General features: G+C 75.0%; 10 protein-coding genes. 4 read left to right on the forward strand and 6 right to left on the reverse strand.

Annotation, left to right across the window (positions count from 1 at the left end):
- From ECOMGDLI_RS11875 to ECOMGDLI_RS11900, 6 genes are all read right to left on the reverse strand, one after another.
- Positions 1 to 1,657 (reverse strand): hypothetical protein (locus ECOMGDLI_RS11875; RefSeq protein WP_088317048.1); only part of this gene is annotated, 1,657 nt, incomplete at its 3' end.
- A complete protein-coding gene (locus ECOMGDLI_RS11880; protein ID WP_088317049.1) occupies positions 1,654 to 4,488 on the reverse strand; it encodes a hypothetical protein in 2,835 nt (944 codons plus the stop codon). The genes ECOMGDLI_RS11875 and ECOMGDLI_RS11880, both read right to left, overlap by 4 nt.
- The gene (locus ECOMGDLI_RS11885; protein ID WP_143447665.1) at positions 4,485 to 4,946 is read right to left on the reverse strand and encodes a hypothetical protein; all 462 of its coding nucleotides are present in this window, start codon (positions 4,944 to 4,946) and stop codon (positions 4,485 to 4,487) included. Before ECOMGDLI_RS11885 ends, ECOMGDLI_RS11880 begins: the two co-directional genes overlap by 4 nt.
- Complete coding sequence (locus tag ECOMGDLI_RS11890; RefSeq protein WP_088286571.1) at positions 4,943 to 5,254, reverse strand: hypothetical protein; 312 nt, start codon at positions 5,252 to 5,254, stop codon at positions 4,943 to 4,945. Before ECOMGDLI_RS11890 ends, ECOMGDLI_RS11885 begins: the two co-directional genes overlap by 4 nt.
- Positions 5,255 to 5,597: 343 nt before the next feature.
- Positions 5,598 to 6,599, reverse strand: coding sequence for a hypothetical protein (locus ECOMGDLI_RS11895; RefSeq protein WP_088317051.1), 1,002 nt, complete (start codon positions 6,597 to 6,599; stop codon positions 5,598 to 5,600).
- The gene (locus tag ECOMGDLI_RS11900; protein WP_088317052.1) at positions 6,596 to 7,798 is read right to left on the reverse strand and encodes an NAD(P)/FAD-dependent oxidoreductase; all 1,203 of its coding nucleotides are present in this window, start codon (positions 7,796 to 7,798) and stop codon (positions 6,596 to 6,598) included. Before ECOMGDLI_RS11900 ends, ECOMGDLI_RS11895 begins: the two co-directional genes overlap by 4 nt.
- Before the next feature lie 74 nt (positions 7,799 to 7,872).
- Here ECOMGDLI_RS11900 and ECOMGDLI_RS11905 point away from each other — a divergent pair, with 74 nt between their 5' ends.
- The 4 genes from ECOMGDLI_RS11905 to ECOMGDLI_RS11920 all read left to right on the forward strand — a co-directional run.
- Positions 7,873 to 9,402, forward strand: a complete 1,530-nt coding sequence (locus ECOMGDLI_RS11905; protein ID WP_088317053.1) for an FAD-dependent oxidoreductase — start codon at positions 7,873 to 7,875, stop codon at positions 9,400 to 9,402.
- A gap of 189 nt (positions 9,403 to 9,591) precedes the next feature.
- Positions 9,592 to 10,377 (forward strand): electron transfer flavoprotein subunit beta/FixA family protein, encoded by a 786-nt coding sequence (locus ECOMGDLI_RS11910; protein WP_233153418.1) that lies wholly within the window; start codon positions 9,592 to 9,594, stop codon positions 10,375 to 10,377.
- Between the two features lie 129 nt (positions 10,378 to 10,506).
- Positions 10,507 to 11,505, forward strand: a complete 999-nt coding sequence (locus ECOMGDLI_RS11915; protein WP_088317054.1) for an electron transfer flavoprotein subunit alpha/FixB family protein — start codon at positions 10,507 to 10,509, stop codon at positions 11,503 to 11,505.
- 30 nt (positions 11,506 to 11,535) lie between these two features.
- On the forward strand, positions 11,536 to 13,683 hold a 2,148-nt coding region (locus tag ECOMGDLI_RS11920), incomplete at its 3' end, for a (Fe-S)-binding protein (protein ID WP_088317055.1).

The following is a 13,683-nucleotide window of genomic DNA, read 5'->3' on the forward strand; positions in this document are numbered from 1 at the left end:
TGCCGCGCCGCCCCGGCAGGCCCTCGGCGGCCGCGGCGAGGACGCCGAACGCCGGCCGGCCGGGGTCGGCCTCGGCCGGCACGCCCTGGTCGCCGGCCTCGCCGAAGCGGCCGACGAGCAGCCGGCCGCCCGGGCCGCCCGCACCGACGCCCGACGTCGGTGCCGGCTCGAGGTTCTCGGTCTCGGTCGACCCGTCGTCGCTCGCCCGCTTGCCACGGCCGATCCGGCGCAGCCGTTCCGGCGTCCCGGGCAGCACCCGGAACAACGGCCAGGCGATCGCCCACGTCGCGGCGCAGACGACGAGCCCGACCCCGACGGTGACCCACGTGTTCATCGCCGTCGCCGAGGCGAGGAGCTGGCCGTACGCGAGCCGGGCGCCCGCGGCGACGACGGAGAGCCCGACGCCCGCGACGAGCGCACCGACGAGCATCCCGATGGCGCGCAGCGCGTACCGCGGCCGGAAGAGCGCGACGAGCGCGATCGCCGACCACAGGCCGAGGACGAGCCGGACGAGCGTCAGGGCGTACGCCGTCGCGAACGCGGCGACGGTCTGGAAGCTCGCCGCCCACGTCCACGTCAGCCAGCCGAGCGTCGAGTAGAACAGCCGGGCGCCGTTGTGCTTGCCCGCGAGGTAGCCGTAGGCCCGCTCGTCGTTGGCCTTGATCTGGCCCGCGAGCTGGTCGTACGCCTCCTTGTCGGCGTCGGCGAGCTTGCCGAGCGCGTCGGAGTCCCGGCCCGCCGCGGCGGCCTCCGACGTGCTGATCGCGCTCGCGGCGAAGAGCGCGTCGGCGTACTGGTCGGCGGTCGACTCGTTGGGCCCGAAGGTGCCGCTGCGCCAGGTCCGCACGACGATGTTCGACCGCAGGCTCTCGCCGATCTGCTGGCCGGCGTCGGTCGAGGCGGTCGTGCCGGGCGTCGCTGCGGTGTTCGCCCACGAGACGACGGTGAGGACGGCGTTGTCGACCGTCGGGCCGAGGGTCGCGTTCCACGTCGAGACGGTGACGACGGACATCCCGAGCGCGAGGACGAGGGTCGCGGCCTGCGCGTGGTGGCGCGGCGAGCGCCGGTCCGCGGTCCACACGAGCGCGGCGCCCAGCATGAGCGCGACGATCCAGAAGCCGGGGCGGGCGAAGCCCTCGCCGATCCCGGAGTCGAGCGTCTTCGCGAGCTGGTCCACCGGGTCGTACGTCGCCGGGTCGTAGGCGTAGCGGGACGCCCCGGTCGTCGCGGCGTTGGCCCACACGAGGGTCGACAGGGACGCCCGCGCGAGGGTGCCCGTGAGCCGGTCGTCGAGGCTGATCGTGGCGCTGCAGCCCGGTTCGTAGTCCGGCCAGCTGAACCCGGCCCAGCCGTAGCTCGCGAGGGTGTTCGGCGGCGTGGACGACGTCGGTGCGGCGCCCGGCGCGACCTTGGGCGGGCGGGCCGACGAGGGGTCGAAGAACGAACCGGCGACCTCGCCGGGGGTCATCGACTGCGGGGCGCTCGTGCCGTCGAGCCCGGGGATGCAGTCGACGATCGCGGCCCGCCCGGCGGACGCCGCGGCCCCCGCCTCGGGGCGTGCCTGCGCCTGCCCGGGCAGGGCGAGGCACACACCCCCGAGGGCCACGGCGAGGAGGACGGCGGCGGTGGTGCGCCGCGCCGTCCGGCGGACGTTCACGCGACGCTCGCTCGCGTCTGGCCGGGGACCGGGCCGGGCGAGTTGTCGTCCTCGCCGTCGCGCTCGACGCCGGTGACGTCGATCGTGCGGCCTTTGGACGGCGGGTTGGTGAGCAGGAGCCGGTGCACGTGCGGGCGGTACTCGCCGTCGAAGGCAACGGTCTGGGTGTTGCCCGAGTGGTCGGTGACGAGGAACTCGCCGACGTCGAGGCGCAGCAGGACCGGCGCGTACATCTGCGGCAGGCCGGCGATCCGCAGCGCGGACTGCGCCGCCTCGCCGGTCGAGAGGTTGCCGATGAACGTCGTGCCGACGAGGTTGCCGATCTCGGGGTCGATCTGCTCGATCTTCAGCGGGTTCTGGACGGCGAGCAGCAGCGCGGTGTTCGACTTGCGGGTGTGCAGCGAGGCCCGGGCGGCGAGGCCGCGGATCGACTCGTCGCCCCCGATGTCGCCGGCCTCCTCGAGGTTGATGAACTTCGGGGTCTGCCCGGAGCCGTACATCATCCGCGTGAGGTACCAGGACGCCGCGCGGGTCATCCCGGCCGCGAACTGCTCGCCCTCGGTCCACTGCCGGCGCGGGACGCCCGGCGTCGGGATCGGCAGGTTCCGCGCCGTGATGATGATGCAGTCGCTGAGCATGTCGGTGGCGGTCTCCCGCCAGCCCTTGGGCGGCAGCACGAGACGGCCGCCGAGGCCGGCCGCGGACTCGGTGATCATCCGCGCGAAGACCGTGCCGTCCTTGCCCTCGCGGCTCATCGCGTCGACCGCGGCCCACGGGTCGGTGTCGTAGTCGCCGCCGGCGGCGTTCACCCCGGCCCGGACGACGAGCCGCGCGTACGGGTTGTCCTCGGAGACCTGCGCGGGCAGCCGGGACATGAACAGCTCGACGGCGAGGCTGCGGCGCTCCTCGCTCGCGGCCTGGACGGCCTGCTCGTAGCGGGCCTGCGCGGCGTCCGCGGCGATCCGGTACGCGAGGTCGCCGTCCTCGCCCGCGGGGAACTCGGTGCGCGCGACGGCGAACTCGCGCTCGTCCGGGTCCGGGATCTGCCGCCACGGGATGAACAGCCCGTTCGTCGCGTGCTGGAGGTCCATGTCGCGGACCTGGCCGTGCAGGTGCTCCAGGCGCAGCAGCTCGCGCATCTTGCCCGCGGGGTCGAGGGCGCCGCAGTGCTGGCCCTCGCGGACGGCGAGCTCGAACGTCCCGGCCCCGACGTACGACTTGCCGGAGCCCAGCGTCGCGATGATGAGCTGGAGACCGGAGCGGCCGTGCTCGGGGCCGTCCTGCGGGTGGAAGTGGAACGGGGTCGCCGCGGTCCGGGTGACGTAGCCGCGGTAGGGGCCGGCGGTGTCGCCGACCCGGGTCGCGACGCTCGGCCCGAAGGTCGCGGCGAGCCCGCCGGGGATCGTCCGGACGAAGCCGGTCGGTGCGGCGGCCTCGCCGGGGACGAACTCGCGCAGCGTCTGCCACTGGCCGGCGTGCGCGGAGAACAGGGCGCCCTGGGCGGCGACGGCGGCCTTGACGAACGCGTCGCGGCGCTCGACGGCCTGCTCGAGGGAGTCGCCGAGGACGAGCGCGCGGGTCTGGCCGACGAGCCGGACCCGGGTGTCCGGGAACGGGCTCGTCCGCTCGTCCTCGACCCGGGCGGCGTGGTCCTTGAGCCGCAGCAGCCGGCGCTGCGGCTTCTTGCCCTGCTCGACGAGGTGGTCGATCTGGTCGTCGAGGTGCTCGCGGACCCGGGTCGCCTCCTTGCCGAGGTCGGCGCCGTCGACGACGTCCCAGACCGCCGACCACTGGACGGGGTAGTCCAGGGTGCGGGTCCAGGCGAAGAGCGGGTGCCGGACGTCGTCGAGCGCGCGCTCCGGCGTCCGGGACAGGGTCGCGACGCTCGCCCAGACGGTCCGCTCGGCCCCGCCGCGGACGGCGCGGACCTGGACGGCGGGCGCGTACGGCTCGCACGTCGCGTGCACCGGGGCGGTGAACTCCTCGACGGTGTCGGGGTCCCAGCCGGCCGTCGCCGCGTCGAGGCTCTCCGGGGCGACCGGCATGCCGGGGGTGAGGCTGGAGTTCACGAGCCAGGCCAGGCCGCGGGCGCTCATCCGCATCCCGGACAGGCCCGGCCTGGAGACCGAGGCGGAGACCCGGTCGAGGGTGCGTGCGACCTCGGCGAGGCGCTCGTCGAGCCCGCGGTAGCCGGCGGCCTCCTCGCCGTCCGCCTCCTGGCCCCGGCCCTTGCGGCCCCAGCGGCCGGAGCCGTTGCCGGAGCCGTTGCCGGAGCCGTTCGGGCTGCTCGACCCCGCCTCGCCGCGGACCCCGAGCGGGATGCCGCTGGGGATCGTCGCGTCGGCGGGCAGGTTCGTCGCCGCCCGGCCGGCCGCGAGGAGCTTCTCGAGGTCCTGGCCGGTCAGCGGGCGACGGGTCTCGATCCGGACGCCGAGGTAGGCGGCGGGGACGGTGAGGCCGAGGTCGCGGATGCGCTCCTGCATCGCGGTGACCATGTCCTCGAACGACTCACCGGTGCGCGGGTCCGGCAGCCGGGTGGTCTCCGTCCGGCGCATGTACCACTTCGCCCACGTCGCGTACGCGTACGGGTGCTCGGTGATCCGCAGGTGGATCCGGTGCCCGACGAGGTCGGCCCAGCGGGCCGCGAGCTGGGCGCGGTGCGCCTCCCGCTCGGACGGGTCGGCGAAGTAGTGCCGGGTCGGGGAGAGCGCGAACCAGGCCCAGACGCCGGTCGGCTCGGCGAGCAGGTGCCCGCGGATGGCCCGCGCGGCCAGCGGCGCCGTCGTCTCGGCCGGCCGTGCCCGGCCGCCGCGGCGGAACAGAGGGCTCACCGCGCGTGCCTCACCGCTGTCGAGAACGGCTCGGAGCCGAGGAGGTCGAGGGGGGTGGAGGTCCGGACGACGACCGTCTCGTGCGGCTGGACCGGGCGCGGCGCGGTGAGCTCACCGCGCAGGACCCACTGGTGGTACGACAGCGGGCGCAGTGCGTCGACGTGCTTGACGAGGCCGTCGACGAGGGCCCACGCGAGGAGCGGGAAGGCGACCATCGGGACGGCGCGGGACAGGAAGCTCCAGCCGAACGCGAGCCCCCACAGGACCCCGACGACCGACGCGGGCAGGACCGTCCGGGCGTAGATGACGACGTGCTCCATCGGGCGCGCCGGCCACCAGCTCTCCGCTCCCGCCGGGCCGTGCCACACGTACCGGAAGTCGTCGACCTCGTCGTCGACGCCGAGCATCGCTCTGGCTGGTGCCGCCGCGCCGCCCCCGGAGGCCGGCGCCGCGCTCACTGCCCGCCTTGGGACGAGCTCTGGCCGCCGCGCAGGATGATGTCCCGGACGCCCTCGAACGCCGTCCAGATCGTCGCCCCGCCGAGGAAGACGACGATGATCGTCATCGCGATGGCGAGGTTGAGCCCCGTGTCGGCGTTGCGCCGCGGGGAGCTGCTGTCGGCCCGGGCCACGATCTTGACCGCGGAGATGCACGCGAGGATGCCGATGATCCAGAGGAACAGGCCGATGAGACCGTCGGCGTTGATCCCGCCCGGACCCTGCGGCGTGGCGGCGTGCAGGGAGGTGGTGAGAAGGTGGTCCCGCATCTCCGGTCCCCTTTGGTGGTTACGCACTGTCGAGGTGCTCGCGGTCGCGCGCCGTGGCGTCGTTTGGGCCGAACGAGCGGCAAGGCGCACGTAGAGTAACCCACATTGGCAATCGCTAGAACCGGTCTGTCATGGACTCGTGACGAATGCATGAGCGCGAACAGGCACACACTGCGCAAAAAGGAAGAGTCAAGGACCACTCCGAGTCCTCGATCACTCACGTCTCGTGATTCACGACAATCCGCCTGACGCCTGTCGAGATGGCTGTCGGTCACGAAGAGTGGTCATGGATGGGTCCCTCGGCGACTCACAGCAGTCACATCGGTCCCGGTGATCACACCCGTCACGCTGTTCGGCGCCCCGTCCCCGGCCGCCGCAGCCGGGCGGCGAGCGTCGCGCCGAGGGCCACGACGGTCGCCGCGGCGCCGACGACGAGCGAGTCCCGGCGCAGCACCGCGGTGAGCCGGTCCACGACGACGGGACCGACGCCGTCCGAGACCCCCAGGGCGTCGAGCGCCGTCGCCGCGACCGCGCTCCCGAGCCGCAGCGCCAGCAGCAGCAGGGCCATCGCGAGCGTCACGCCGATCGCGAGGACGACGAGCAGCCGCAGCCGCTGCCGCGCGAGGAGCACCGCCGCCGCGGTGCAGCCGAGCAGGAGCCAGGGCGCCAGGCCGGTCAGGGTGTCGAGCCGCTCGACCCACGGCCGGGCCCGCTCGATCGCCGCCGTCTGCGCGACGTCGACGGACAGGTCGACCTCGGGCAGCTGCAGGGCGACGTCGACGCCCGCGGACCGCAGCTGCGCCTCGACCCGCTCCCCGACGTCCGCCAGCACCGTTGCGACCGCCGGTGCGAGGTCGAGGGTGACCGTGCCGTCGCGGACGACGACCCCCGGCACCGGGCGGTCGTCGCCGCGCAGGAGCCGGGCGACCTGTTCGTGGCCGGCCCGGTTGAGGTCGGCCCACAGGGTGGCGAAGGCGGGCGAGCGGGTGAAGGCGGCGGCCGCCTGGCCGGCGATGACCTCGACGTCTGGCCGGAGCGCCTCCGGCACCTCGGACCCGAGGTTGCCGCGGACGGCGGAGGCGATCATCGCGGCGACGTCGTCCTGGACCGTGGTGTCGCCCGCGAGCGGCCCGACGGTCGCGACGTACCGGTCGGTGTCGAGCAGCTCGTCGCGCACCCACGTGCCGGTGACGCCGACGACCGTGACGAGGACGACGACCGGCACGAGCAGCGCGGCGACGACGGACCGGGTCACGGCGAGAACCCGGCGGGCCCGTGCCCGGTGCCGGTCCTCCCGGTCCGGCACGACGAAGCCCTCGGGGAGCAGCTCGGCCCGGTCGGTCACGACGGGCGACCCGCGGGCCGCCCCCCGGGGCCGATCAGCTCGCGCAGGTCGTCGCGCAGGCCGACGACGTCCACCTGGAAGGCGGCCCGGGCCGCCCGCGGGCCGACCGCCGCGGAGGTCGTGCGGACGGCGAGGTCGCGCAGCCGCCGGCCGTGCCGCCAGTGCGCCAGACCGGCGAGCCGCTCGGAGTCGCGCTGGACCCGGCGGACGGCGGGCCGCCGTCCGCCGTCGTAGCGGGCGAGCGCGTCGGCGAGGACGTCGGCGTCGGCGAGCTCGAGCGCGAGGACGGCGGCGTCGAGCAGGGCGCTGTTCGCGCCCTGGCCGAGGTTCGGCGGCATCGCGTGCGCGGCGTCGCCGAGGAGGACGACGCGGCCGTCGACGAACGACGACGTGTGCACCGAGTGGACCTGGTTGACGAGCAGGTCCCGGACGTCGCGCAGGCCCTGGACGGCGCCGGACAGGACCGGGTGGGCGGCGCTCACCGACGTCCGCACGGCGGTGACCCGGCCGGACGCGACGGCGTCCCGGATGTCCTCGGTCGAGGAGGCGAACCAGTACGTGCGCCCGCGCCCGCACGGCACGAGGCCGGCGAGGCCGCAGGGGCCCCAGTGCTCGCCGGCCAGCTCGTCCGGGCAGGACATCGGGACCAGGGCGCGCAGGTAGACCGGGCCGGGGGTGTCCTTCGTGCCGACGGAGAGCCGGGCCCGGATGAGCGAGCGCGCGCCGTCCGCCGCGACGAGCAGGTCGGCACGGATCCGGGTGGCGCCCGGCTCGACGGAGACGGTCACCGAGTCGCCGTCCTGGGCGAGGTCGGCGACCTCGATCCCGGTCGTCACGGCGGCCCCGGCGGCCGCCGCGACGTCGGCGAGGGCGTCGTGGAGCACCTGCCGCGGGACGACGAGCGCCGCACCGAGCGGGGCGGCCGCCGACGGCACCGCGACGTTGGCGAGGGCCCGGCCGCGCCCGTCGTGGAGCGCGAGCCCGTGCTGCCAGGAGCCCTGGGCGGCGATCCGGTCGACGATGCCGAGGGCGTCGGCGACGGCGAGCCCGTTCGGCTGGAGCGCGATGCCCGCCCCGACCGCGCGCAGCGACCCGGCCCGCTCCAGGAGGGTGACGTCGTGCCCCGTCCGGGCCAGGAGCGCCGCGGCGGCCAGGCCACCGATGCCGCCGCCTGCGACGACGACCCGGAGCGGCTGCATCCGTCCATGGTCGCCCACGGAGGGCCGTGCGCGACAGGAGGGTCCACCGAACGGTCAGGTGGTTGGATGCGCCCATGACGGAATCGGAGGACCTGTCCGCCAGCGTGGTCGTCGTCGGGTCGGGGATCGGCGGCGCCACGACGGCGCTGGCACTGGCCCGGCGCGGGGTCGACGTCCTCGTCCTCGAGCGGGGTGAGCGGCTGCCGCGCGAGCCGGCGAACTTCTCGCCCGAGGAGGTCTTCCTGCGCCGCCGGTACAAGCCGGCCGAGCAGTGGCTCGACGGCGACGGGCGGCCGTTCGCGCCGGGGGTGCACTACCTCGTCGGCGGCAACTCCAAGGTCTACGGCGCGAGCCTGCCGCGGTTCCGGGAGGCGGACTTCGGCGCCGTCGAGCACCGCGAGGGCACCTCGCCCGCGTGGCCGTTCTCGTACGCCGACCTCGAGCCCTACTACGGGCAGGCCGAGACCCTCTACAAGGTCCACGGCGCGACGGGGGAGGATCCGACCGAGCCCTGGCGCAGCACGCCGTTCCCGTACCCGGCGCTCTCCCACGAGCCGTACGTCGCCGACCTCGCGGACCGGCTCCGCGCGCAGGGCGTGCACCCGGCGTCCAACGCGATGGGGCTGGACCGGGTCGAGCCGGGCGCGGCCGGCACCGGCGCGTGCGTGCGCTGCCGGACGTGCGACGGGTTCCCCTGCATGTACGGCGCGAAGTCCGACGCCGAGACGTGCGCGCTCGCCCCGGCCCTGGAGACCGGGCTCGTCCGGCTCGTCACCGGCGCGCAGGTGCGGCGGATCGTGCTCGACGGGGACGGCCGCCGGGTCGACCACCTCGTCGTCGGGACGCCGGACGGCATCACGAACGTCCGCGGCGGGCGGTTCGTGCTCTCGGCCGGGTCGGTGAACTCGGCGGCGCTGCTCCTGGCGTCGGCCGACGCCTCGTGCCCGGACGGCGTCGCGAACTCCAGCGGGCTCGTCGGGCGCAACTTCATGATGCACAACAACGCTCACGTGGCGGCCGTCGACGTGAACCGCCGCAACGACGTCGTGTTCCAGAAGACGTTGTCGGTCAACGACTTCTACCACGACGGCGGTGACGGCTACCCGCTCGGGACGCTCCAGCTCATCGGCAAGGTCCAGGGCTCGATGATGAAGTCCTGGGCGACCCGGACGCCACGGCTGCTCCTCGACGGCATCGCGACCCGCAGCGTCGAGTGGCTCGTCATGACCGAGGACCTGCCGGACCCGGAGAACCGCGTCACCGTCGACGGGTCGGGCCGGATCACCACCGCCCGGACGGCGCGGAACACGCTGCCCTACAAGGAGCTCCACCGGAAGGCGAAGGCCCTGCTGCACGGTGCGGGCTACGACGCGGTCTTCACCCAGTGGTTCGACATCTCGATGAACAGCCACCAGTGCGGCACCGTCGTCGCCGGGGCCGACCCCGCGACGAGCGTGCTCGACCCGTGGTGCCGCAGCCACGACGTCGCGAACCTCTGGGTCGTCGACGGCGGCTTCTTCCCGTCGTCCGCGGCGATGAACCCGGCCCTGACGATCGCGGCCCAGGCGCTGCGGGTCGTCGCGGAGTCCGAGCTCGCGTCGTAGCGGGGGCCGTCCGGGACTCACGTCCGGGTTACCGACTGGTAGGCGACGTGCGTCCGGCCGCGTGCGGACGAAGGGGTCAGAGGTCCCGATCGGCGCGGCCGGACGGGAACCTACGGTCGAGCCCGACGGCACCGGACGGGCCCGATCCACCAGGCAGGGCCCGGGATCCACCATGGAAGGCGGGTGCTCATGCACGTCGTCGTTCTCGTGAAGCACGTTCCCGAACCCACCGCGACGTGGTCGTTCGCCGACGACCTCACCCTGGACCGCGCAGCGGTCGAGGGCCGGCTCTCCGAGCTCGACGAGTACGCCGTCGAGCAGGCGGTCCGGCTCGTCGAGTCGGGCCTCGACGCCCGCATCACCTACCTGACCCTCGGCCCGGCCAAGGCCGTGGAGGGGCTGCGCAAGGCGCTCTCGATGGGCGGTGACGACGGCGTCCACGTCGTCGACCCCGCCGTCCACGGCAGCGACGCGCTGGCCACCTCCCTCGTGCTGGCGAAAGCGCTGCAGCACACCGGGTTCGACCTCGTCCTCGCCGGGATGGCCTCGACCGACGCCGAGATGTCGGTGCTCCCGGCGATGCTCGCGGAGCGGCTCGGGGTCCCGCAGGTCACCTTCGGCGGGGACCTCGCCGTCGACGCCGCCGCCGGCACCGTCACGGTGCACCGCGACGGTGACGACGCCACCGAGGAGGTGGTCGCCGCGCTGCCCGCGGTCGTCTCCGTCACGGACCGCACCGGCCAGCCGCGCTACCCGTCGTTCAAGGCGATCATGGCGGGCAAGAAGAAGCCCGTGCAGACCCTGACCCTCGCCGACCTCGGCGTCGCGCCCGAGCAGGTCGGCGCCGCCGCGGCCGGGGTCGTCGTCCGCTCGGTCGCCGTGCGCCCGCCCAAGCAGGCCGGCCAGGTGGTCGTCGACGACGGCACGGCGGCCGCGGTCGTCGCCGACTTCCTCGTCGCCCGCGGCTTCGCCTGACGGGCAGCCTCGCCCCTCGTCCGCCCGCCACCCACCCGTCCGGCCACCGGCCGGCGCCGCGACCCGTCGCGCCGCCGCGCCGGTGACGCCCGATCCCGCACGTCCGCCCCAGCGCCCCAGGAGCCCGTCGTGTCCGACCCAGCCCCGCAGGTCCTCGTCCTCGTCGAGACGGTCCCGGCCGACCCGGCCACCGGCCGGTCCGGTACGGTCCGCCGTCCCTCGCTCGAGCAGCTCACCGTCGCGCGCCGGCTCGGGACGCCGGCCGCCCTCGTGTGCGGCCCGGCCGACGACGACGTCGTCGCCGTCCTCGGGCAGCACGGCGCCGCCACGGTGTACGTCGTCGACGCGCCGGAGGTCGGCGGCTACCTCGTCGGCCCGAAGGTGGACGCCGTCGCCGCGGTCGTCGACCGCGGTGACGTCGGCTGCGTCCTCGTCACCTCGAACCCCGAGGGCAAGGAGGTCGGCGGCCGGGTCGCGGTCCGGCTCGGCTCCGGCATCGTCACCGACGCGGTCGACGTGCAGGCCGGTGACGGCGGCCCGGTCGCGACCCAGGCCGTCGTCGCCGGGCAGTGGCTCGCGACGAGCCAGGTGGTGCGCGGGGTCCCGGTGATCGCCGTCCGGCCGAACGCCGCCCCCGTCGAGCCCGCGCCGGTGCAGGCTGTCGTCGAGAAGGTCGACGTCACCTTCGCCCCGTCCTCGCTCGGTGCACGGGTCGTCAGCCGGACGCCGCGGGCCACCACCGGACGCCCTGAGCTCACGGCGGCCCCCGTCGTCGTGGCCGGCGGCCGGGGCGTCGGGTCCGCCGCGGGCTTCGCCGTCGTCGAGGCCCTGGCCGACGCCCTCGGCGGCGCGGTCGGCGCGTCCCGGGCGGCGACCGACGAGTCCTGGTACGGCCACCAGTTCCAGATCGGCCAGACCGGCAAGACCGTGGCGCCCGCGCTCTACGTCGCGGCGGGGATCTCCGGTGCCATCCAGCACCGGGCCGGCATGCAGAGCGCGCGCACGGTCGTCGCGGTGAACAAGGACGCCAAGGCGCCGATCTTCGCGCTCGCCGACCTCGGCGTCGTCGGCGACCTGCACACGGTGCTGCCGCAGGTCGTCGCCGAGATCGCCAGACGCCGGGCCTGACGGCGGGGGACGCGGGCCATGACGCAGGGGATGACGTTCCGACTGCTCGCGGGGCTGCTCGTCACGGCGGCCGCGCTCGTCCTGACCGGTCGGCGGCTGCACGTGCTGTACCGGCTCGGCCGGCTCGCGCAGCCGGTCGCGCCCGGGCGCACGACCGGCGCGGCCGCGGTGCTGCGCGCGGAGGTCGTCGAGGTGCTCGGGCAGCGCCGGCTGCTGCGCTGGACCGTCCCGGGCGTCGCGCACCTGCTGACGTTCTGGGGCTTCATCCTGCTGGGCCTGACGATCGTCGAGGGCTACGGGGCGCTGTTCGTCCGGGACTTCGCGATCCCGGTCGTCGGCCGGCAGGCCTGGCTCGGGGCGCTCGAGGACACCGTCGCGCTGCTTACCCTGGCGTCCGTCGTCGCCTTCGCCGCGATCCGGCTGCGGCACGCGCCCGCCCGCGAGGGCCGCCGGTCCCGCTTCTTCGGCTCGCACCTCGACGGGGCCTGGCTCATCCTCTTCATGATCACCAACGTGGTGTGGACGCTGCTCCTCTACCGCGGCGCACAGGTCAACACCGGGTACTTCCCGTTCCGCAGCGGCGCCTACGCGTCCGAGGCGGTCGGGCGGCTGCTCGCGCCGCTGGGGGAGCGCGGCAACACGGTCGTCGAGCACGTCGGCGTCGTCCTCGCGGTCACGGTCGTCATGGTCTTCCTCGTGCTCGTCGTGCACAGCAAGCACCTGCACATCGGGGCGGCGGTCGCCAACGTCGCGCTCGCCCGCCGCCCGCGTGCGCTCGGCGCCCTGCAGCCGGTGCGCTCCGGTGGCCGGGAGGTCGACTTCGAGGACCCGGGCGAGGACGACCTCATGGGCGTCGGCAAGGTCGAGGACCTCACGTGGAAGGGCCTGCTCGACCTCGCCTCCTGCACCGAGTGCGGCCGCTGCCAGTCGCAGTGCCCGGCGTGGAACACCGGCAAGCCGTTGTCCCCCAAGCTGTTCGTCATGGGCCTGCGCGACCACGCGCTGGCCAAGGCGCCGTACCTGCTCGCCGCGGACGACGCCGCGCGGGCCGCGCTGCCGGACGCCGCGCGTGCCGAGGGCGAGCGGCCGCTCGTCGGCACGGCCGACGAGTCCGGCGTGATCGACCCGGACGTGCTGTGGTCGTGCACGACGTGCGGGGCGTGCGTCGAGCAGTGCCCGGTGGACATCGAGCACGTCGACCACGTCGTCGACCTGCGCCGGCACCAGATGCTCATGGAGTCGGCCTTCCCCGAGGAGGCCGGCGTCATGCTGCGCAACCTCGAGCACGCCGGCGACCCGTGGGGCCGCGGCGGCGGTCACCGGCTCGAGTGGGCCGAGCCGCTGCCGTTCGAGGTGCGCGTGCTCGGCGACGACGGGGCCGACCGGCTGCCGGACGACGTCGAGTACCTGTTCTGGGTCGGCTGCGCCGGCGCGCTCGACGACGCGGCGCAGCGGACCACGCGGGCCGTCGCGACGCTGCTCCACGAGGCCGGGGTGTCGTTCATGACCCTCGGCGGTGCCGAGACCTGCACGGGCGACGCGGCCCGCCGCGCGGGCAACGAGTTCCTCTTCCGGATGCTCGCGCAGGCGAACGTCGAGACCCTCGACGCCGCCGGGGCCCGGCGCATCGTCGTCACCTGCGCGCACTGCTTCAACGCCCTGGCGAACGAGTACCCCCAGGTCGGCGGCCACTACGAGGTCGTCCACCACACCCAGCTGCTCGCCGACCTCGTCGCGTCCGGCCGGCTCACCCCGGTGACCCCGGTCGAGACGACCCTGACGTACCACGACGCCTGCTACCTCGGCCGGCACAACCGGGTCTTCGCGCCGCCGCGCGAGCTGCTCGCCGCCGTCCCCGGCGCCCGGCTGGCCGAGCCGCCGCGCACCCGTGAGCGGTCGTTCTGCTGCGGCGCCGGCGGTGCCCGGATGTGGATGGACGAGACCATCGGCACCCGCATCGGCCACGAGCGGGCCCGTGAGCTGCTCGAGCTGTCGCCCGACGTCGTCACCGCCGCCTGCCCGTTCTGCATCCTCATGCTCGGCGACGGCGTCGCGGCCCACCTCGGGCCGGAGCCCGCCCGCCCCGTCGAGGTCACGGACGTCGCCGAGATCCTGCTCCGCTCGGTGCTCCCCGCACCCGCTGACCCAGCTGGTGCCACCCCTGCCGCCACCCCCGCA

The organism is Kineosporia sp. R_H_3 (assembly GCF_002198675.1).
In the GTDB taxonomy this organism is placed as follows: domain Bacteria; phylum Actinomycetota; class Actinomycetes; order Actinomycetales; family Kineosporiaceae; genus R-H-3.